Genomic DNA, 19,837 nt, shown 5'->3' on the forward strand with positions numbered 1-19,837 from the left:
CGACAGCTTCTTTTTTAATCATGCATAAACATACTTTGGATTGTTTCATGAGAATTTGTATTCTCTAATGCAACTAATAATTTAATACGTGCTTTTTGAGCATTTAAACCGTATGTGAATACAATACCCATATCTTTTAATTGTTTGCCGCCACCTTCATATGAATATACATCTTGAACGATGCCGTTGAAACAGCGAGAAACTAATACGACAGGAATTCCTTTGTTTATTAATCGTTCTAGACTAGGAAGTGTTCTTGGAGGTAAATTCCCTTGTCCAAGTGCTTCAATAACAATCCCGTCTACTGGAAGATTTTCAATTGCTGCTAACAATGTATCGTCCATACCAGCGTACGCTTTTAGAACGACTACATTTTTAGAAACTTTATTTACTGAATATGTTTCGTGATGTACTAAAGCATGGTGGAATACAACACCACGTTTTGTTACCATACCAATTGGTCCATATTGTGGACTTTGGAATGTTGCTACATTACTTGTATGTGTTTTCGTTACATTTGTAGCGCAATGAATTTCGTCGTTTAATACGACTAATACGCCTTTTTCAGCAGCTTCATTACTACTAGCGACTTTTACAGCCGATAAGAAGTTATATAGACCGTCAGCGCCTAATTCATTGCTAGAGCGCATTGCACCTGTCACAACGATCGGGATAGTTGCCTGTACTGTTAAATCTAAGAAATAGGCAGTTTCTTCTAATGTATCCGTACCATGCGTAATGACTACGCCATGAATGTTGTCTTGTTTTACTCTTTCATCAATGATGACTTGTAATTGTAACATTTCGCTCGGTGTCATATGAGGAGATGGTAGATGGAACACATCTTCAACGATTAAATCAACATCGCCTTCTAAATCAGGAATAAATTTTAAAAGAGGATTTTTTTCACCTGGTTGTACGACCCCAGTTTCTTTATCTTCCTCCATTGCAATTGTTCCACCTGTGTGTAAAACTAGGATTCTTTTCAATGCTTATACCCCTTTCAAGTAAAAAAATACATTTAGAACATAACATGTTTTGAGTAAATTCGACAATGGAAATGTATAAAAGTATGCCTCGAAAATGACAATAAAATTAACTACTATATGTACGATGTATAAAATCACGAAACGAAATGTGCAAATATAGTATAGGAGGGAGCCATTACGTTGAAAAAGATGGAGAGAATTCTTATTCGTATATTAATAATACAATTCATTTGTCTTTCTGTTGTGCAATTGTTATTTATACATAAGTCATCAGTAAAATATTTATCTAAAATTGTTTATTATGAAGGTGTCATGGTAAAAAACAAAGCAGAAATCTTACAGGTGAATAGGTAGTTTTCATTTTCTTCTATGAAGGATTATGCTACAATAATTGAGGATTTAATGACGTGAAGCAAATGAGAAGAAGCAGGAGAATACCTGCTTTTCGTTTTGTTTTATAAGTGAAAAAATGAGGTGTTACAATGGATAAACGAATTTCAATTGCTATAGATGGTCCAGCAGCTGCTGGAAAAAGTACAGTTGCGAAAGTAGTAGCGAAGAAGCTTGCTTACGTTTATATTGATACAGGCGCAATGTATCGTGCGATTACATATGCAGCCCTTGAGAAAAAAGTGGACATTGAAAATGAAGAGCAGTTAATGGAAGTTGTAAAAAATGTGAAAATCGAGTTTCAGCAAGGAGAAAATACACAACTTGTATTTTTAAATGGACAAGATGTTTCGGAAGTCATTCGTACCCCAGAGGTTACGAATCGAGTATCGATTGTGGCAAAACATCGACTTGTTCGTGAAGAAATGGTACGTCGTCAACAAGAGTTAGCGGAAAAAGGCGGCGTTGTAATGGATGGCCGTGATATTGGTACACATGTGTTACCAGATGCTGAAGTGAAAATCTTTATGCTTGCTTCTGTTGAAGAAAGAGCAGAAAGAAGACATTTAGAAAATATGAATAAAGGTTTCGATTCTAATTTAGAGCAGTTAAAAGATGAAATTGCTCAGCGTGATAAATTAGATTCAGAACGCGAAATTTCTCCTCTCAAAAAGGCTGATGATGCATTGGAATTAGATACAACTTCTTTATCAATTGAAGAAGTTGTCCAAAAAATTATGAGTATTGTTTCAGGGGTGTTTGCGAAATAAAGAAAGGGGATAGCCTCTTTCTTTTTTTGTTTCTATAGAAATGTAAAGGATACGTGAATTATGAGTCTCTTTTCTTGACAAATAATCGAATTTGTAAGAAGTTAGTAAAAGAGAGAGAAAACTTTCAGAATATATTCGCTATTATATTTCAAAACATACTTTCTTCAAGATGATTTTGCTGTATACTATTTATATAGGTTTAATATATTTTCTAGTGAAATGTATGAAACCTCAGTATGTGATGATAAATTCTTAAACATGCAAATGAAAACAATTGTTTTCATTTCGTATATACATAAAAAATGCTTTGTCAATTCTGTAGGGAGGTATTTCCATGGTAGAGAAAATGAATGAAGAAGTTATGGATTCAAAAGAATTACAAGTTGGTGACGTTGTTACAGGTTCTGTAACGAAAGTTGAAGAGAAACAAGTGCTTGTAAATGTTGGATACAAAACAGATGGCGTAATTCCAATTAGTGAATTAGCTAACGTTCATATTGAAAAAGCAAGCGATGTTGTAGAATTAGATCAAACACTAGAATTAAAGGTTATTAAATTAGAAGAAGATGATCTTGTCTTATCTAAACGTGCTGTTGATGCAGAAAAAGCATGGGTAGAATTACAAGAGAAATTTACTTCAGGTCATGTGTTTGATGTTACTGTAAAAGACATTGTGAATGGTGGATTAGTTGTGGACCTTGGTGTTCGTGGTTTTATCCCAGCTTCACTTGTAGAAGTACATTATGTAGAAGATTTTACTGACTATAAAGGCAAAACATTAGCTGTGAAAATTGTTGAATTAGACCGCGAAAAAAATCGTGTAATTCTTTCACATAAAGCAGTAGTAGAATTAGAACTAGATTCTAAGAAAAAAGAAGCAATCTCTTCATTAAAAGAAGGAGACGTTGTTGAAGGAACAGTACAACGATTAACTGATTTTGGTGCTTTCGTAAATGTTGGTGGTGTGGACGGTTTAGTTCATATTTCACAAATTTCACACGAACGTGTAGAGCAACCTTCTGAAGTATTAGAGCAAGGTCAAAAGGTAAAGGTTAAGGTGTTATCTGTTGATGCTGATACACAACGTATTTCTTTATCAATTAAAGCAGCTCAACCAGGACCTTGGGAAAATGTTGCTGGCGAACTAAAAGCTGGAGATATTCGTGAAGGAGTCGTAAAACGTCTTGTTACATTCGGTGCGTTCGTTGAAGTTTTACCTGGTGTTGAAGGCCTTGTACACGTATCTCAAATTGCAAATCGTCACGTGAAAAATCCAAATGAAGTATTGGAAATGGGACAAGAAGTAAAAGTGAAAGTGCTTGAAGTCCATGTAGCAGAGAAACGTATTTCTTTAAGTATAAAAGAAGCGCTTGAGGAAAATAATGTAATTGAAGATTACAGTCAGTATGAACCAAATGCTGATTCTGCTACTTTCCAATTAAGTGATATTATTGGTGAACAACTGAAAAAATTAAAGAAATAAAGAGGGGTACAAGTGGTAAGGGCAAAACGTAAATTAGATCATATTGAATACGCTCTTTCTACTGGTCAGTCTCGTACGCATGGCTTTCATGATATTGATTTTGTGCATCAAAGCTTGCCAAATTCAAATTATGACACAATAACATGTGAAACAAAAATCGGCGAACTTGCACTAAGTTCGCCGATTTTTATCAATGCGATGACTGGTGGTGGAGGAGAGAAAACGTTACATATTAATGAGCAATTAGCATATGTAGCGAAACATCATAACCTTGCTATGGCTGTAGGTTCGCAAATGGCGGCGTTAAAAGATGAAAGTGAGGCTGCTTCTTATAAGATTATCAGAAAGGTAAATCCAAATGGTATTTTCTTTGCTAATTTAGGTAGTGAAGCAACTATCGAACAGGCAGAGCGTGCTGTTGATATGATTGAAGCGAATGCATTGCAAATTCATTTGAATGTCATACAAGAGTTAACGATGCCAGAAGGAGACCGTGACTTTACTGGTGTACTTCAGCGCATTGAGAAAATTGTTTTAAATAGTAAAGTTCCTGTCATTGTGAAAGAAGTTGGATTTGGGATGAGTAAGGAAACAATGCAACAGTTAGCGAGCGTAGGTGTAACGGCAATTGATATTGGCGGACAAGGTGGTACGAATTTTGCTGCTGTTGAAAATGAAAGAAGACAGCGAATGCTTTCTTATTTTAATAACTGGGGCATACAAACAGCTACCTCGATTATTGAAGCAACCTCTACAAAAAATAACCTCTCTTTTATTGCATCTGGGGGTATACAAACAGCGCTTGACGTAGCGAAAGCAATCGCATTAGGAGCGAATACAACTGCGTTTGCGGGTTACTTTTTACGTATTTTAATACAAGATGGTATCGAGAAGTTAGTGGATGAAATTGATCTTCTACATACAGATTTGAAATTTATTATGACTGCTCTTGGCGCGAAGACGATAGAAGAGTTACAGGCTGTACCTCTTGTTGTAAAGGGCGAAACATATCATTGGTTAACGCAGCGTGGTATTGATACGACGCATTATAGTAGAAAATAAAAAATCAACCGTTTGGTTGGTTTTTTTGTTTTCTATTCGTTTTAGTAATAGAAAGAGAGGAATGAAATTGATATTCTAGAAAAATGAAAACGTTCCTGTATGTAAATAGTATCTTGTGAAAGTTGCGACTGAAAAATGTAAATAATGTGCTATTGAATTATTGAAGGAGGTTTGATTGTGTCAAAAGAAAAGGGTGTGGATAAAAATGAAGCGTAGAAAGTTTTGTATAGGAAATGTTATTTCGATATAAATATGAAGAAATATGTAAAAGACGGTTTCGTACAATATCGAAACCGTCTTTTTGTATTCATTAGTGCTGATTCTGCTTACGAGCTTGCTCTGGTGTATCCAGTCCAGTAGCCCCTGGATATTGTAGTGATTGGTCACGGTCAGATTCAACGCGGCGTGATTCTCTTAGTTTTCGTTCTTGACGATCTTTACCCATAATAAATAGCACCTCCTTATTAAAAGTGTTGGTGTTATATGAAAAAACTATGCGTGAAGAAAGTGGATTAACTTTCATAAAAAGTTCCCATAATGGAAAACATAGGAGGTGAAATGATGGAAGGGAGTACTTTTTATTTTATAGCTTGGATAGGGTGGGTCGTCGTAACTTTTCTGATGAAAAAGGATTCTATTCGGTGGAAGGTAAGCGCTTGTATATTGATTTTTATTATTTGCTCTCCGTTACATGTAAAGATTGCTTCATTCATGGTATCAGTAAATGCAATTTTGCTTTGTATTGTCGCTTTTATAGGAATCGCGCTTTATTCTATTTGGAAAAAATTATATAGCTTACTTTCAGCACTTATTATTGCAATGTTATATACAAGTTTTCATTTGTTAGAAATATATGATCCAATTTGGATTGTGGTGGACAGGTTGTTTTTATTAAGCAGCGCTCTTGTGTATGCATCGGTTTTATTACACGAGGATCGCATATTACGATTATGTTCTCTTTATATAGGGATGTTGCAGGGGGAATTGCTAGTGACACTTATTTTTCGGAAACTACATTTCCCTTATAATTACGGAAGTTTAGCGTTTTTTGATATCGTCGCCGTTTCTACATTTTTCATGGCAATTTTATTTTGGATTGCAAAAGCATCAGTATATAAGGAACAGTTCAAGAGAAAAACACGTAAAAGAAAGGCGAGGGTAATACATGACTGAATATACACCGGCCATTTTATGCGGCGTAATAGCAGGGACAGTAACGAGAGTATTAATGCTCCGGACGGATACACGGCAATATCCGACGAGGCTCCATGGGAAAATTATTCACATTGCGATGGGGTTAATAGCAGCTGCTTTAGGAGCGATTGCGATTCCGTCCATTTTGAAAAAAGATTTTTCTGCCATTACGTTTCTTACGTTGGCAGCAACACAGTTTCGTGATGTGCGTAATATGGAAAGAAATACATTGCAACAATTAGATGGTTATGAGCTCGTACCGCGTGGAAATACATACATTGAAGGAATTGCATTAGTTTTTGAAAGTCGCAACTATTTGGCGATGTTAACGTCGTTTGTGACGACGTTTGCATATATAGGGTTTCGTTCATGGATTGCTGGAGTAATTATGGCGATCATCGCATTTTTTATTGCGAAAAAATTAATGTCTGGTAGAAGGTTACATGATCTTGTTGATATCGAGCATGTTCCGCTCCGGTTTGAAGGAGCAGGGCTATATATTGATAATATTTACATTATGAATATTGGATTACCAGCAAGACAAGAGGAAATTATGAAGTATGGGATGGGTTTTATTTTAAAGCCGAAAACAATTGATGCTATGGTGACAATCTCCAACTTAGGACAACGACAGGCTATTTTACATGATGTTTCTGTTGCTTTAGGGATTTATAGAGATTCTGGTACGCCGGCGCTTGTACCGTTAGCGAAGCGTGATTTAGAGGATGGAAGGGTCGGAATCTTTGTCTTGCCACAAGATCAAGATGCGGAGAAAGCGATAGGTGTCATAGGGAATGTGCCGACGTTAGAAAGTGCTGTTCATATGTCATCGGAAGCCCCGAAAGGAAGGGGAGATAAGGGATGATGTTAGAAAGTGTAATTTTAGCGGTTATTACAACAGCACCAGAGAAATTTGCTGGTGGTGCCCCTTTGTTTACTTGTGAATCGACAGAGGAATTAGAATTTGTTGCAAATAATTTAGAAGCAATTTTAGACGGTATTGCGCATCGCTTACAAGAGAATGTATATATTATTGTGAAACATTAGCAACGTGTGTTATAATGTGAGGTGTTTTGATACGTTGAGAAATATTCTGGAATGCAAATCCCTTCTTGCACAAAGAAGGGTTTTTTACATAATAAACAGAAGCAAGTTGAAAGGATGAAAGTATATGCCGAAACCAGTAATAGCAATAGTAGGCCGCCCGAACGTAGGGAAATCTACTATTTTCAATAGAATTGTTGGAGAGAGAGTTTCAATCGTAGAAGATATTCCAGGTGTAACGCGCGATCGTATTTATAGCGCTGGAGAATGGTTAAATCATGAATTTAACATTATTGATACAGGTGGAATTGATATTGGAGACGAGCCATTTTTGACACAAATTCGTCAACAAGCTGAAGTAGCCATCGATGAAGCAGATGTTATCATTTTTATGACAAATGGTCGTGACGGTGTAACAGCAGCTGATGAAGAAGTTGCAAAAATATTATATCGTTCAAATAAACCCGTTGTACTTGCAGTAAATAAAGTGGACAATCCGGAAATGCGCAGTGACATTTATGATTTCTATGCATTAGGATTTGGTGAGCCATTCCCAATTTCAGGTACACACGGATTAGGATTAGGTGACTTATTAGACGAAGCTGCACAGCATTTTCCAAAGATTGAAGAAGACGGATATGATGAAGATACAATTCGTTTCTCTTTAATTGGGCGTCCAAATGTAGGGAAATCATCACTTGTAAATGCTCTTCTTGGTCAAGAGCGTGTAATTGTTAGTAATGTAGCAGGAACAACTCGTGATGCTGTCGATACACCATATAGTAAAGACGGAAAAGACTATGTAATTATCGATACAGCTGGTATGCGTAAAAAAGGGAAAGTGTATGAAAGTACAGAAAAGTATAGTGTACTTCGTGCATTAAGAGCGATTGAACGTTCTGACGTTGTTTTAGTCGTTTTAGATGGTGAAGAAGGAATTATTGAACAAGATAAAAAAATCGCTGGATACGCTCATGAATCAGGACGAGCTGTCGTTATCGTTGTAAACAAATGGGACGCAGTGAAAAAAGACGAGAAAACAATGAAAGCATTTGAAGAAAACATCCGTGCTCATTTCCAATTTTTAGAGTACGCACCAATTGTGTTCTTATCTGCGAAAACGAGAAAACGTACACAAACGTTAATTCCAGTTATCGATGAGGTAAATGAGAGCCATAGTATCCGTATTCAAACGAACGTATTAAATGATGTAATTATGGATGCGGTAGCGATGAATCCAACGCCAACACATAATGGTAGTCGTCTGAAGATTTTCTATGCAACACAAGTTGCGGTAAAACCACCAACATTTGTTGTGTTTGTAAACGATCCAGAATTATTGCACTTCTCATATGAGCGTTTCTTAAAGAATCGTTTACGTGAATCATTTGGCTTTGTAGGAACGCCGATTCACATTATCGCTAGAGCAAGAGACTAATGGAGAGGATGTGATTTTATGACAAAAATCACAGTAGTTGGAGCAGGTAGCTGGGGAACAGCGTTAGCGATGGTATTAGCTGACAATGGGCATGATGTACGTATTTGGGGAAATCGTTCTGAACTTATGGATGAGATTAATACAAAACATGAGAATAGTCGATACCTTCCGGGAATTACATTGCCAAGCACAATCGTAGCCTACTCTTCTTTAGAAGAAGCATTAGTAGATGTAAATGTAGTACTTCTTGTAGTGCCAACGAAAGCGTATAGAGAAGTACTGCAAGATATGAAGAAATATGTAGCGGGTCCGACTACTTGGATTCATGCAAGTAAAGGAATTGAACCTGGTACGTCAAAACGTATTTCAGAAGTTATTGAGGAAGAAATTCCAGAGAACTTAATTAAAGACGTTGTGGTACTGTCTGGACCGAGTCATGCTGAAGAAGTTGGTTTACGTCAAGAGACGACGGTTACGTCAGCGGCGAAGCGTATGGAAGCGGCTGAGGAAGTACAAGACTTGTTTATGAATAGTTATTTCCGTGTATACACAAATCCAGATATCGTTGGAGTTGAACTTGGTGGTGCGTTAAAAAATATTATCGCATTAGCTGCGGGGATAACTGATGGACTTGGATTAGGTGATAATGCGAAAGCGGCATTAATGACACGTGGTTTAACGGAGATTGCTCGTTTAGGAAGAAAAATGGGCGGAAATCCGTTAACGTTTGCTGGTCTAACTGGTATGGGAGACTTAATTGTAACTTGTACAAGTGTTCATAGCCGAAATTGGCGTGCAGGAAATATGCTTGGAAAAGGACACTCTTTAGAAGAAGTGTTAGAAAGTATGGGTATGGTTGTAGAAGGTGTAAGAACAACGAAGGCTGCTCATGAATTAGCGGAGAAAATGGAAGTTGAAATGCCGATTACAGCAGCTTTATATGACGTGCTATTTAATGGGAATAATGTAAAAGATGCAGTAGGCTCATTGATGGGGCGTGTTCGAAAACACGAAGTGGAAGCTATACCTGACTTACTGTAAAGAAAAGCGACAGAAGTACAAATGTACTTCTGTCGCTTTTTATTTTTTGGGTCTTTTCACCATTTTTTTATTTTTGCATAGGATGAAGAGTAACTTGAGGAGAGGGTGAAAAGAATGGATAATAACATTTTTAATAACATTGAAAAAGAAGCGAAAGTGAATAAAGAAGATATTTTTAAATTAGCATCATCTGTACAAAATGCGAATTTACGTGATGAGACTGTGCTTCGTCAATTGATTCATCAAGTGGCCCTTATGGCAGGACGTGAAGTGCCGAAAGAACAAGAGGATCAAATTGTAAAAGCGATCATTAACAATAATATGCCGGCAGATTTTGGTTCGTTAAGCAAAATGTTTAAAAAATAAAATATGAGAAACAAAGAGTTTGTAGATTGCATATGATAGCCATGAAAGTATGGGAATAGAGCTGTTTTGGGCATATTTGGTCAACCGAAGCGAGAGATACACTCGCTTCGGTTTTTATGTTTTTGTAGATTAGTGGGAAGTGCTGAAAAACCTATTGATTAAATTTACATATTCGCAATTTGTAGTAAAATGTTCTTTTTGTATTTGTTTAAAGATTTTAATTTGTTAAAATAGTATAAAAATAGATTAATAAAAAGGGGTGTGTATATGTCGGAAGGGCTTATAAAAATGTGGTTTGCTTTAGGGGCAATTGGATTTATGTTTTTTGCAGTAAGTTTTATTTTGCTAAGCAGATATAAAATAAAGAATAAAATTTTGAAAGGGATTACAGCTTTGGTAGCCTACACCCTTATGGTTGTGTCAGGAATTGTTATTTTTCTTGTTGTATTTAGTGGGCCTGTACAGCAGTGAAGGGATGGTCTCGAAAATGCTACATACGGAGCAAGTTATATTAGTATGAAAAGGTGATTACTAGTGAAAAAAGTCCATATTATTTTAATATTTTGTTGTATCAGCCTTTTAACTGGATGTCTGTATCCAAAAGAAAATATGAAACAAAATGCTGTTCCTTATGAAGATCAGCTACAGATCGTTCAAAAGGCTGTTGCGACATTTAAGGAGCAAAATGGTGGGATATTGCCAATTAAGACGCGGGATATGAATACGCCTATTTATCAAAAGTATCCAATCGATTTTCAAAAGATTGCTCCGCGTTACATACAAGAAGCGCCAGGGAACGCGTATGAAAGTGGAGGAGTATATCAATACGTATTAATAGACGTTGAAACAAACCCGGCAGTAAAGTTAATTGATGTTAGGATGGCGGAACAAATTCAGGAATTATCTTTAAAGCTTCGGATGTATCGGGATGAACATCAATATCCACCTTTTAAAAAGGTAATTTCAGATGGTGTGTATGAATTAGATTTCAAAAAACTAGGATATAAAGATGTACCGCAAGTGACAAGTCCTTATTCTGGTAAAGGACTACCATTTGTAATCAACGAAAAAGGAGAACTTTTTGTTGATTATAGAATCGACTTATATGAAGCGTTGAAAAAGAATGAAGGGCAATGTAAGGAGGGAGAAGATATCCGAAATATCCTTTCAAAAGATTCTCCATTTGTACCTGCGTATTCTTTGCCGTATACGGTAAAGGATGGAGAACCAATTTTTTTAAAATCATAAGTCATGAACCTTTCTTTTAGTGAATAAGTTCTAGAAGAAAGGTTTTTTATGTTACACAACTTGCGATGCAAACAAAAGGTATTTTTTTAATAGTCATATGAAATTGGACAAAATTATATGATATATTGTCCGAACTTCTAGAATACCATTATATTATATCAGATATTATAGGCAACGTTAGAGAAGGTATTAGTTGACTATAAACGTGGAATTATTCCCAAAAATATTGAGGGAGGGAATCACTTGGAAAAGGTAGATATTTTTAAAGATATTGCGGAACGCACAGGCGGTGATATTTATTTTGGAGTTGTAGGAGCTGTTCGAACAGGGAAATCAACATTCATTAAAAAATTTATGGAACTTGTAGTTATCCCTAATATTGAGAATGAGTCTGACCGTCAAAGGGCGCAGGATGAACTGCCTCAAAGTGCTGCTGGCCGTACAATTATGACGACGGAACCGAAATTTGTTCCAAACCAAGCGGTTTCTATTGAAGTAGATGAAGGTCTTGAAGTGAATATTCGATTAGTAGATTGCGTCGGATATACGGTTCCAGGAGCAAAAGGCTATGAAGATGAGAATGGCCCACGCATGATTAATACTCCTTGGTATGAAGAGCCTATTCCATTCCATGAAGCTGCAGAAATTGGAACACGTAAAGTAATTCAAGAACATTCAACAATTGGTGTTGTAATTACAACAGATGGAACGATTGGTGAAATTCCAAGAAGAGATTATATAGAGGCAGAAGAACGCGTCGTAAATGAGCTAAAAGAAGTCGGAAAACCTTTCATTATGATCATTAACACTGTACAGCCGTATCATCCAGATACAGAGCAATTGCGCCAAAGTTTATCTGAAGAATATGATATCCCAGTCATTGCGATGAGTGTTGAAAGTTTAAGAGAAACAGATGTGTACAATGTACTTCGAGAGGCGTTATTTGAGTTCCCTGTATTAGAAGTGAATGTGAACCTTCCGAGCTGGGTAATGGTGCTAAATGAAGGACATTGGTTACGCCAAAGTTATCAAGAAGCCGTTCAAGAGACTGTGAAGGATATAAAACGTCTTCGTGATGTGGACCGTGTCGTTTGGCAGTTTAGTCAGTATGAATTTATTGATCGAGCGAGCCTAGCTGGTATTGATATGGGGCAAGGAGTAGCAGAGATTGATTTATATGCACCAGATGAATTATATGATCAAATTTTAAAAGAAGTTGTAGGGGTAGAAATCCGAGGGAAAGATCATTTATTAAAGCTTATGCTCGATTTATCTCATGCGAAAATAGAATACGATCAAGTGGCGGATGCCCTGCGTATGGTAAAGCAAACAGGATATGGTGTAGCGGCGCCTGCGTTAGCTGACATGAGCTTAGATGAGCCAGAAATTATTCGTCACGGTTCAAGGTTTGGTGTGAAATTAAAAGCTGTAGCTCCATCTATTCATATGATTAAAGTAGATGTGGAATCTACGTTTGAGCCAATCATTGGTACTGAAAAACAAAGTGAAGAATTAGTTCGTTATTTAATGCAAGATTTTGAAGATGATCCATTATCAATTTGGAATTCTGATATATTTGGACGTTCGCTAAGCTCTATTGTTCGAGAAGGCATTCAAGCGAAACTATCTTTAATGCCAGAAAATGCGAGATATAAATTAAAAGAAACGCTAGAAAGAATTATTAATGAAGGATCTGGCGGATTAATTGCGATTATATTATAAGAAAAAAATCCCTCTCATCGTAGAGGGATTTTTTTTATTTTTGCATATAAAATAGAAAAATAAACAGTCATTATCTAATATATTGTTGTAAATTGTCAAGTTTCATCAGATTTTCACATTTTAAGAGTAACAATTTCCTTAAAAATATTGAATTATAAAGGAGAATCGTATAATATAGGCGTTGATAATGATTTATCTACATCTTTGTAGTATAGAATTTGCAAAAATTGCCTACAAATGAAAGTAAGACTCATTTTATGATCATTATACAGTCTTATCTTTGGGAGGAGGTGAATGGCATGAACAAGACAGATTTAATCAATGCTGTTGCAGAAGCAAGTTCCCTTTCTAAAAAGGACGCAACAAAAGCAGTAGACGCTGTTTTTGATTCTATCTTAGAAGCTTTAAAACAAGGTGATAAAGTACAACTGATCGGATTCGGTAACTTCGAAGTTCGTGAGCGTGCGGCTCGTAAAGGTCGTAACCCACAAACAGGTGAGGAGATTGAAATCGCTGCAAGTAAAGTACCTGCATTCAAACCTGGTAAAGCGTTAAAAGATGCGGTTAAATAATCCTTACATATTAACAGGGAAGAAGAGTTTCCTTTTTGGAAACTCTTCTTTTTGCTTTTAAAAACATAAATATGCTAGAATGTGTTCGTATCACTTTTAGGTTTTCGGGAGGGCTAGCGGATGGCAAAAGTTAATTTAGAACAAATTGAGCATGCAGTACGCCTTATTTTAGAGGCAATCGGGGATGACCCAAATCGTGAGGGAGTACTTGATACACCAAAGCGTGTTGCAAAAATGTACGCAGAAGTGTTCTCAGGTATGCATGAAGATCCGAAAGAACATTTGCATAAAGTGTTCGGAGAAGATCACGAGGAGCTTGTACTAGTAAAAGATATACCGTTTTATTCGATGTGTGAGCATCATTTAGTTCCATTCTATGGAGTTGCTCACGTTGCATATATTCCGCAAGGCGGAAAAGTGACAGGGTTAAGCAAATTAGCTCGTACTGTAGATACAATTGCACGTCGTCCACAACTACAAGAACGTATTACATCAACAGTAGCGAACTCTATTATGGAAGTGCTAGAGCCGCACGGTGTAATGGTAGTAGTAGAAGCGGAACATATGTGCATGACGATGCGCGGTGTGAAAAAGCCGGGTGCAAAAACAGTAACAACCGCAGTACGTGGTGTGCTAGAAAATGATGCTGCGGCACGTAGTGAAATTTTATCTTTTATTAAAACAAAGTAAAGAAAAGTGGGAAACTGCTTTTCTTTTTTTTTTTTTTTTATAAATGATATAGTTTTAGCAAGGTAGAGTAAGAATAGAAAGATTACTTAAAAGAATGGAAGATGTTATTTCATTCGATGGAAGTTTGGAAAGAGTAGCCAAGTTTTGGTTATAGAAAATAGAATGTATGTGTTATAATAAGTTTTATGAATTAGAAAACAAGGGTGATTTTTGTGTGTGACATCTACGGAGGGTATACGGGTATAAGAGAGAAATTGATGGAGAAATTACGCCATCCTTATTTTATAAACTATATTGAAGAACCATATATTGATGAAGAGAAAATAGCATTGTTATATGGTGCTTTAAAAAGTGCAAAATTACATATAGAACAAATTGAGCATTATGTAGTAACGATTATGCTTGTTCAAATTGCGCTTGATACACATGAAAGAGTATCAAATAAGGCAGGGGAAGAAGCAAATGAATCGCATAAACGTCGTCAGTTAACAGTGCTTGCTGGTGATTACTATAGCGGGTTATATTATTACTTATTGTCTATGAATCGTGATATTGTTTTAATTCGTGCGCTTGCTGAAGGAATTAAAGAAATTAATGAACATAAAATAATGTTATATCAAAAAGCGCATAAAACGATGGATGACATAATGGAAAGTGTAGTAACGATTGATTCTGCACTCTTACAAAAAACATGTGATCATTTTCATTTACCGCATTGGAAGCCGTTTATAACGTATGTATTAGGGAAAAATCGTCTTCAAAAAGAATGTGAACTATACGCTGATAAACAACATTCACCTGTTTTTCAAGCTGTTCAAGAGATTTTGAACGATAAAGCAGACGCAGAGACAGTTATGAATGGATGGATGATGGAACTGAGAAAGAAAGAAAATCAATTTTTAGAAAATCACACAGATATAAGCAAAATAAACTCTGTGTTAAGAGATAAATCGAAGACATAAGCAATTTTACATTGGAAGAAGGTACGAGCATGCAACAATCAAAAGAAGAAAGAGTACATGACGTATTTGAGAAAATCTCTGATAAATACGATGTAATGAATTCTGTAATTAGTTTTCAAAGACATAAAGCGTGGCGTAAAGAGACGATGCGCATTATGGATGTAAAACCAGGTAGTAAAGCGCTTGATGTATGCTGTGGGACAGCGGACTGGACAATTGCGCTAGCTGGAGCGGTAGGTGAACAGGGAAAGGTTGTTGGTTTAGACTTCAGTGAAAGTATGTTATCTGTCGGTAAGCAAAAGGTAGAGGCGTTACAATTAAAACAAGTAGAACTTCTACACGGGAATGCAATGGAACTTCCGTTTGAAGATAATACATTTGATTATGTAACAATTGGGTTTGGTTTACGTAATGTACCGGATTATATGCACGTATTAAAAGAAATGACGCGTGTAGTCAAGCCAGGTGGAAAAGTAATTTGTTTAGAAACGTCTCAGCCGACAATGATTGGTTTTCGACAAGGATATATTTTATACTTTAAATATATCATGCCGTTATTTGGAAAGTTATTTGCGAAAAGTTATAAAGAATATTCATGGCTACAAGAATCTGCTAGTACATTCCCTGGTATGAAAGAATTGGCTAATATGTTCGAAAAAGCTGGACTTGAACGTGTGCAAGTGAAGCCGTTTACTTTTGGGGTAGCAGCGATGCATTTAGGTATGAAACCAGAATCAAAATAGAAAAAAGAAAAAAGAAGTTTTAGGTTAAGGTGAACAATATGAAGTTACAACTTATGTACTCTTTTTTACGATCGGATATTAATGTGATAGAAAAAGAATTAAAAAAGACAGTTGCTTCTGAACAGCCATTAGTAGAAGAGGCGGCATTACAACTTATTGAAGCTGGTGGGAAGCGAATTCGTCCTGTATTTGTGTTGCTTGCGGGGAAATTTGGGGATTATAAGTTAGACGTCATTAAGCATGTAGCTGTTGCGTTAGAACTTATACATATGGCTTCTCTTGTTCACGATGATGTTATTGATGCTGCATTTTTACGACGTGGTAGCGCAACTGTGAATGCGAAGTGGGGAGATCGTATTGCAATGTATACAGGGGACTATTTATTCGCTAAGTCACTTGAATGTATAACAAATATCGAAATTCCTGAGGCGCATCAGGCGCTATCGCATACCATTTTAGAAGTGTGTAAAGGTGAAATTGAACAAATTAAAGATAAGTATGACTATGACCAAAATTTAAGAACGTATTTAAGAAGAATAAAGCGAAAAACAGCATTATTAATTGCTGCGAGTTGCCAATTAGGAGCAATTGCTGCTGGCGCTAATCGTGATACGGTAAATCGTCTGTTTTGGTATGGATATTTCGTCGGGATGTCGTACCAAATTATTGATGATATTTTAGATTTCGTTTCCACAGAAGAGAAACTTGGGAAACCGGCTGGTGGAGATTTACTACAGGGAAATATTACGCTTCCTGCTCTATATGCTATGGAAGATGATCCAGTTCTTTGTAAGAAAATCAAATCTGTACATGAAAATACAACAGCGGATGAAATGAAAGAAATTATTGAGGCTGTAAAGAATAGTACTGCTATTGATAAAGCATTTGCGTTTAGTGAACGTTATTTACATAAAGCATTAGAAATTATAAAACCACTCCCACGTGGACAAGCGAAGTATGCATTACAAAATGTAGCAAAGTATATTGGAAAACGAAAATTTTAGTGTTTTTTCTAAAAAATAAAATAATCTCTCTATTTCAAAACTATTGCACAATTGTGATAAGGGTGTTAATATGTGTGTGGGGATATACAATTACATACATAATTCAGAAGTGGAGAGATTTTTTATGGAAAAAACATTTCTAATGGTTAAACCAGACGGTGTACAACGTGCCTTCATTGGGGAAATTGTAGCTCGTTTCGAGAAGAAGGGCTTTCAATTAGTTGGTGCAAAATTAATGCAAGTCACTCCAGAAATTGCTGGACAACACTATGCTGAGCACACAGAAAAACCTTTCTTTGGTGAATTAGTAGACTTTATTACATCTGGTCCTGTATTCGCAATGGTATGGCAAGGTGAAGGTGTAGTAGATACAGCTCGTAACATGATGGGTAAAACAAGACCACATGAAGCAGCTCCTGGAACAATTCGTGGAGATTTCGGTGTAACTGTTGCGAAAAACATTATCCACGGTTCTGATTCGTTAGAAAGTGCAGAGCGCGAGATTGCTATTTTCTTTAAAGAAGAAGAATTAGTTGACTACTCAAAATTAATGAATGAATGGATTTACTAATTATTTTGAAATAATTTGTAAACGCTTTAATAACTGTGATAATAGTAGAAAGTGCAAGGAGAATAGGGGTATTCTTCTTGCACTTTTTTTATTTCTATTAGTTACGAAGTTAGAGCTGTTATGATATATTGATATGTAAAGTAAAGGCCTATCGGAGAATAAGCGAATGGCTGATGTATTCATAACTCTTTCATATTTTTAGAGTAATGAAAGATAATATTATTGCTTAGTATAGCGAGATAAATACATATACGAAAAGAGGAATAACGTATGCGATATATTACAGCTGGTGAATCTCATGGTCCACAACTTACAACGATTATAGAAGGTGTTCCAGCCGGACTACCATTAGTAGCGGATGATATAAATGAAGAGTTAGCTAGAAGGCAAAAGGGATATGGGCGCGGTAGACGCATGCAAATTGAAACAGATCAAGTGCAGATTGTAAGTGGTGTTAGACATGGAGAGACATTAGGTTCTCCAATTGCACTTGTTGTCGAAAACCGTGATTTTGCACATTGGACAAAAATTATGGGTGCAGAGCCGTTAACGGAACAAGAAGAAAAAGAAATGAAAAGGAAAGTAACAAAACCAAGACCTGGACATGCTGATTTAAATGGTGCAATTAAATATGGTCATAGAGATATGAGAAATGTACTGGAACGTTCTTCGGCTCGCGAAACGACAGTACGTGTTGCTGCTGGTGCGGTTGCTAAAAAATTGTTAGCGGAACTTGGTATTATAGTAGCGGGCCATGTAATTGAAATTGGCGGTGTACAGGCTAAGGAGACTACGTATCGTTCAATTGAAGAATTAAAAAGTATTACAGAAGCATCACCTGTACGTTGTTTAGATGAAGAAGCTGGTAATCAAATGATAAAAGCAATTGATGATGCGAAATCAAATGGTGATTCAATCGGTGGCATCGTTGAAGTAATTGTGGAAGGAATGCCGATTGGAGTAGGAAGCTATGTGCATTATGATCGAAAACTAGATGCAAAATTAGCAGCCGCAATGATGAGCATTAATGCTTTTAAAGGTGTTGAGATTGGAATTGGTTTTGAAGCAGCGCATAGACCGGGTAGCGAAGTTCATGATGAAATTGTGTGGAATGAAGAGCATGGATATACAAGAAGAACAAATAACGCGGGTGGCTTAGAAGGCGGTATGACGACTGGAATGCCAATTGTTGTACGCGGTGTGATGAAACCGATACCTACACTATATAAACCGCTTCAAAGTGTCGATATTGATACGAAAGAGCCTTTTACAGCAAGTATTGAACGTTCAGATAGTTGTGCTGTTCCAGCAGCTAGTGTCGTTGCAGAAGCGGTTGTAGCTTGGGAATTAGCTACAGCTTTAATAGAACAATTCGGATTAGATCGTATGGACCTTATTCGTGAAAATATTGAGAGACATAATGAATATGCGAGGGGATTTTAATGGGAAACATACATATTCAAACGAAATCAAAAGAATATGATGTATATGTAGGGAAAGAATCGTTGTCAGATTTGACAACGATTGTTCAAAATATGAAGCCATCTGTATCAAATATCATGATTATTTCAGATGAAGCTGTTGCATCTTTACATTTACAGACGGTTGTAGATGCGTTGCAAATAGAGCAAAAAGTATTTTCATTCGTTGTACCGAATGGTGAAAAAGAGAAGTCCTTTGAAAATTTCTATGCGGCTCATACGTCAGCTCTTGAAAATAAATTAGATAGAAACTCTTTAATTGTTGCACTTGGAGGCGGGATGATTGGAGATTTAGCTGGTTTTGTTGCTGCGTCATTTATGCGTGGAATTCGCTTTGTTCAAGTTCCGACGACTTTATTAGCTCACGATAGCGCAGTAGGTGGGAAAGTAGCAATCAATCATCCGTTAGGTAAAAATATGATAGGTGCATTCCATCAACCAGAAGCAGTCGTATATCATACGCCGTTTTTACAGTCTCTTCCTGAAAAAGAGTGGCGCTCAGGTTATGCAGAAGTGATAAAACATGCTCTAATTGGTGATGTAAAACTATATCATTGGCTAAAAGAAGAAGTGCAAACATTAGCAGATCTTCGTGATGAGAAATTAATTCACATATTAACGAAGGCGATTCCTGTAAAGGCAAACATTGTAGCACAAGATGAAACAGAAAAAGGTGTACGTGCTCATTTGAACTTTGGACATACGTTAGGTCATGCTCTTGAAAAAGAACTAGGATACGGAAATATTACTCACGGTGACGGAGTAGCGGTTGGAATGTTATTTGCTATATTCTTAAGTGAGCAAGTGTATAAGGTTAATCTTGCTTATGAAGAGATGAAGCAGTGGTTTTTAAAGTATGGTTATCCAAAAATGCCAAGTGATTTGAATGTAGACCGTCTCGTTCAATTGATGAAACAAGATAAGAAAGCGAATGCTGGAGCAATTCATATGGTGCTTATGCAGGAATATGGGGTAGTGAATGTCGTATCTATTCCAGATGAGACTGTTCATATTGCGTTAGAGGCATTTCAAAAGGATATGGTTTAAGAGCTAGATAAGAAGTGCTT

The 19,837-nt window shown here is 36.5% G+C and carries 23 protein-coding genes; 21 read left to right on the plus strand and 2 right to left on the minus strand.

Annotation, left to right across the window (positions count from 1 at the left end):
• Window positions 1-14 precede the first annotated feature (14 nt).
• Window positions 15-989 carry an asparaginase gene (gene ansA, locus Q9B79_RS14935; protein WP_306185434.1) on the minus strand — a complete coding sequence of 325 codons (975 nt, stop codon included), beginning with the start codon at window positions 987-989 and terminating at the stop codon, window positions 15-17.
• A gap of 180 nt (window positions 990-1,169) precedes the next feature.
• Between ansA and Q9B79_RS14940 the strand changes: the two genes are divergently transcribed.
• The 4 genes from Q9B79_RS14940 to Q9B79_RS14955 all read left to right on the plus strand — a co-directional run bounded on the left by Q9B79_RS14940 (window position 1,170) and on the right by Q9B79_RS14955 (window position 4,694).
• On the plus strand, window positions 1,170-1,343 hold the full coding sequence (locus Q9B79_RS14940) for a DUF5359 family protein (protein WP_048527016.1): 174 nt from the start codon (window positions 1,170-1,172) through the stop codon (window positions 1,341-1,343).
• Between the two features lie 128 nt (window positions 1,344-1,471).
• On the plus strand, window positions 1,472-2,149 hold the full coding sequence (gene cmk, locus Q9B79_RS14945; protein WP_306185437.1) for a (d)CMP kinase: 678 nt from the start codon (window positions 1,472-1,474) through the stop codon (window positions 2,147-2,149).
• A 334-nt stretch (window positions 2,150-2,483) separates the two neighbouring features.
• The gene (rpsA, locus tag Q9B79_RS14950; RefSeq protein WP_306185439.1) at window positions 2,484-3,632 is read left to right on the plus strand and encodes a 30S ribosomal protein S1; all 1,149 of its coding nucleotides are present in this window, start codon (window positions 2,484-2,486) and stop codon (window positions 3,630-3,632) included.
• Window positions 3,633-3,644: 12 nt separating this feature from the next.
• On the plus strand, window positions 3,645-4,694 hold the full coding sequence (locus tag Q9B79_RS14955) for a type 2 isopentenyl-diphosphate Delta-isomerase (RefSeq protein WP_306185441.1): 1,050 nt from the start codon (window positions 3,645-3,647) through the stop codon (window positions 4,692-4,694).
• 310 nt (window positions 4,695-5,004) lie between these two features.
• Here the strand turns inward: Q9B79_RS14955 and Q9B79_RS14960 are convergent, their stop codons facing one another.
• Window positions 5,005-5,139 carry a YpzI family protein gene (locus Q9B79_RS14960; RefSeq protein ID WP_000513900.1) on the minus strand — a complete coding sequence of 45 codons (135 nt, stop codon included), beginning with the start codon at window positions 5,137-5,139 and terminating at the stop codon, window positions 5,005-5,007.
• 116 nt (window positions 5,140-5,255) lie between these two features.
• Here Q9B79_RS14960 and Q9B79_RS14965 point away from each other — a divergent pair, with 116 nt between their 5' ends.
• The 17 genes from Q9B79_RS14965 (at window position 5,256) to aroB (ending at window position 19,817) form a co-directional block, all read left to right on the plus strand.
• Window positions 5,256-5,867, plus strand: a complete 612-nt coding sequence (locus Q9B79_RS14965) for a YphA family membrane protein (RefSeq protein WP_306185444.1) — start codon at window positions 5,256-5,258, stop codon at window positions 5,865-5,867.
• On the plus strand, window positions 5,860-6,753 hold the full coding sequence (locus tag Q9B79_RS14970; protein WP_263702101.1) for a YIEGIA family protein: 894 nt from the start codon (window positions 5,860-5,862) through the stop codon (window positions 6,751-6,753). The genes Q9B79_RS14965 and Q9B79_RS14970 overlap by 8 nt, the downstream gene beginning before the upstream one ends.
• Window positions 6,750-6,935 (plus strand): capping complex subunit for YIEGIA, encoded by a 186-nt coding sequence (locus Q9B79_RS14975; protein WP_061677809.1) that lies wholly within the window; start codon window positions 6,750-6,752, stop codon window positions 6,933-6,935. The genes Q9B79_RS14970 and Q9B79_RS14975 overlap by 4 nt, the downstream gene beginning before the upstream one ends.
• Before the next feature lie 124 nt (window positions 6,936-7,059).
• A complete protein-coding gene (gene der, locus Q9B79_RS14980; protein ID WP_098521192.1) occupies window positions 7,060-8,370 on the plus strand; it encodes a ribosome biogenesis GTPase Der in 1,311 nt (436 codons plus the stop codon).
• 18 nt (window positions 8,371-8,388) lie between these two features.
• Window positions 8,389-9,411, plus strand: coding sequence for an NAD(P)H-dependent glycerol-3-phosphate dehydrogenase (locus Q9B79_RS14985; RefSeq protein WP_029440681.1), 1,023 nt, complete (start codon window positions 8,389-8,391; stop codon window positions 9,409-9,411).
• A 114-nt stretch (window positions 9,412-9,525) separates the two neighbouring features.
• Entirely contained in the window at window positions 9,526-9,777 is a 252-nt protein-coding gene (locus Q9B79_RS14990; RefSeq protein ID WP_000369753.1) for a stage VI sporulation protein F, read from the plus strand.
• Window positions 9,778-10,044: 267 nt separating this feature from the next.
• A complete protein-coding gene (locus tag Q9B79_RS14995) occupies window positions 10,045-10,248 on the plus strand; it encodes a DUF2768 domain-containing protein (RefSeq protein ID WP_001288997.1) in 204 nt (67 codons plus the stop codon).
• A gap of 63 nt (window positions 10,249-10,311) precedes the next feature.
• A complete protein-coding gene (locus Q9B79_RS15000) occupies window positions 10,312-11,025 on the plus strand; it encodes a hypothetical protein (protein ID WP_306185453.1) in 714 nt (237 codons plus the stop codon).
• A 243-nt stretch (window positions 11,026-11,268) separates the two neighbouring features.
• Window positions 11,269-12,747: a stage IV sporulation protein A gene (gene spoIVA / locus Q9B79_RS15005; protein ID WP_000416519.1), complete on the plus strand. Its 1,479-nt coding sequence runs from the start codon at window positions 11,269-11,271 to the stop codon at window positions 12,745-12,747.
• Between the two features lie 299 nt (window positions 12,748-13,046).
• A complete protein-coding gene (locus tag Q9B79_RS15010) occupies window positions 13,047-13,319 on the plus strand; it encodes an HU family DNA-binding protein (RefSeq protein WP_001043860.1) in 273 nt (90 codons plus the stop codon).
• 120 nt (window positions 13,320-13,439) lie between these two features.
• Complete coding sequence (gene folE / locus Q9B79_RS15015; RefSeq protein ID WP_001151482.1) at window positions 13,440-14,009, plus strand: GTP cyclohydrolase I FolE; 570 nt, start codon at window positions 13,440-13,442, stop codon at window positions 14,007-14,009.
• 212 nt (window positions 14,010-14,221) lie between these two features.
• Window positions 14,222-14,971, plus strand: coding sequence for a heptaprenyl diphosphate synthase component 1 (locus tag Q9B79_RS15020; protein ID WP_306185458.1), 750 nt, complete (start codon window positions 14,222-14,224; stop codon window positions 14,969-14,971).
• A gap of 29 nt (window positions 14,972-15,000) precedes the next feature.
• Window positions 15,001-15,714 (plus strand): 2-heptaprenyl-1,4-naphthoquinone methyltransferase, encoded by a 714-nt coding sequence (menG, locus tag Q9B79_RS15025; RefSeq protein ID WP_306185460.1) that lies wholly within the window; start codon window positions 15,001-15,003, stop codon window positions 15,712-15,714.
• A gap of 38 nt (window positions 15,715-15,752) precedes the next feature.
• A complete protein-coding gene (hepT, locus tag Q9B79_RS15030; RefSeq protein ID WP_306185462.1) occupies window positions 15,753-16,718 on the plus strand; it encodes a heptaprenyl diphosphate synthase component II in 966 nt (321 codons plus the stop codon).
• 124 nt (window positions 16,719-16,842) lie between these two features.
• Complete coding sequence (gene ndk, locus Q9B79_RS15035) at window positions 16,843-17,289, plus strand: nucleoside-diphosphate kinase (RefSeq protein ID WP_000415885.1); 447 nt, start codon at window positions 16,843-16,845, stop codon at window positions 17,287-17,289.
• A gap of 270 nt (window positions 17,290-17,559) precedes the next feature.
• A complete protein-coding gene (gene aroC, locus Q9B79_RS15040; RefSeq protein WP_306185465.1) occupies window positions 17,560-18,732 on the plus strand; it encodes a chorismate synthase in 1,173 nt (390 codons plus the stop codon).
• Window positions 18,732-19,817, plus strand: coding sequence for a 3-dehydroquinate synthase (gene aroB, locus Q9B79_RS15045; protein ID WP_306185467.1), 1,086 nt, complete (start codon window positions 18,732-18,734; stop codon window positions 19,815-19,817). The genes aroC and aroB overlap by 1 nt, the downstream gene beginning before the upstream one ends.
• The last annotated feature ends 20 nt before the right edge of the window (window positions 19,818-19,837 follow it).

Origin of the sequence: Bacillus sp. MHSD_36 (assembly GCF_030757775.1) — a bacterium.
GTDB lineage: Bacteria > Bacillota > Bacilli > Bacillales > Bacillaceae_G > Bacillus_A.

Bases quoted from the DNA above. Each gene is read 5' to 3' on its own strand.
- cmk (WP_306185437.1), top strand. From the start codon at position 1,472: ATGGATAAACGAATTTCAATTGCTATAGATGGTCCAGCAGCTGCTGGA.
- rpsA (WP_306185439.1), top strand. From the start codon at position 2,484: ATGGTAGAGAAAATGAATGAAGAAGTTATGGATTCAAAAGAATTACAA.
- Q9B79_RS14960 (WP_000513900.1), bottom strand. From the start codon at position 5,139: ATGGGTAAAGATCGTCAAGAACGAAAACTAAGAGAATCACGCCGCGTT.
- Q9B79_RS14965 (WP_306185444.1), top strand. From the start codon at position 5,256: ATGGAAGGGAGTACTTTTTATTTTATAGCTTGGATAGGGTGGGTCGTC.
- Q9B79_RS14970 (WP_263702101.1), top strand. From the start codon at position 5,860: ATGACTGAATATACACCGGCCATTTTATGCGGCGTAATAGCAGGGACA.
- Q9B79_RS14975 (WP_061677809.1), top strand. From the start codon at position 6,750: ATGATGTTAGAAAGTGTAATTTTAGCGGTTATTACAACAGCACCAGAG.
- der (WP_098521192.1), top strand. From the start codon at position 7,060: ATGCCGAAACCAGTAATAGCAATAGTAGGCCGCCCGAACGTAGGGAAA.
- Q9B79_RS14985 (WP_029440681.1), top strand. From the start codon at position 8,389: ATGACAAAAATCACAGTAGTTGGAGCAGGTAGCTGGGGAACAGCGTTA.
- Q9B79_RS14990 (WP_000369753.1), top strand. From the start codon at position 9,526: ATGGATAATAACATTTTTAATAACATTGAAAAAGAAGCGAAAGTGAAT.
- Q9B79_RS14995 (WP_001288997.1), top strand. From the start codon at position 10,045: ATGTCGGAAGGGCTTATAAAAATGTGGTTTGCTTTAGGGGCAATTGGA.
- Q9B79_RS15010 (WP_001043860.1), top strand. From the start codon at position 13,047: ATGAACAAGACAGATTTAATCAATGCTGTTGCAGAAGCAAGTTCCCTT.
- folE (WP_001151482.1), top strand. From the start codon at position 13,440: ATGGCAAAAGTTAATTTAGAACAAATTGAGCATGCAGTACGCCTTATT.
- menG (WP_306185460.1), top strand. From the start codon at position 15,001: ATGCAACAATCAAAAGAAGAAAGAGTACATGACGTATTTGAGAAAATC.
- hepT (WP_306185462.1), top strand. From the start codon at position 15,753: ATGAAGTTACAACTTATGTACTCTTTTTTACGATCGGATATTAATGTG.
- ndk (WP_000415885.1), top strand. From the start codon at position 16,843: ATGGAAAAAACATTTCTAATGGTTAAACCAGACGGTGTACAACGTGCC.
- aroC (WP_306185465.1), top strand. From the start codon at position 17,560: ATGCGATATATTACAGCTGGTGAATCTCATGGTCCACAACTTACAACG.
- aroB (WP_306185467.1), top strand. From the start codon at position 18,732: ATGGGAAACATACATATTCAAACGAAATCAAAAGAATATGATGTATAT.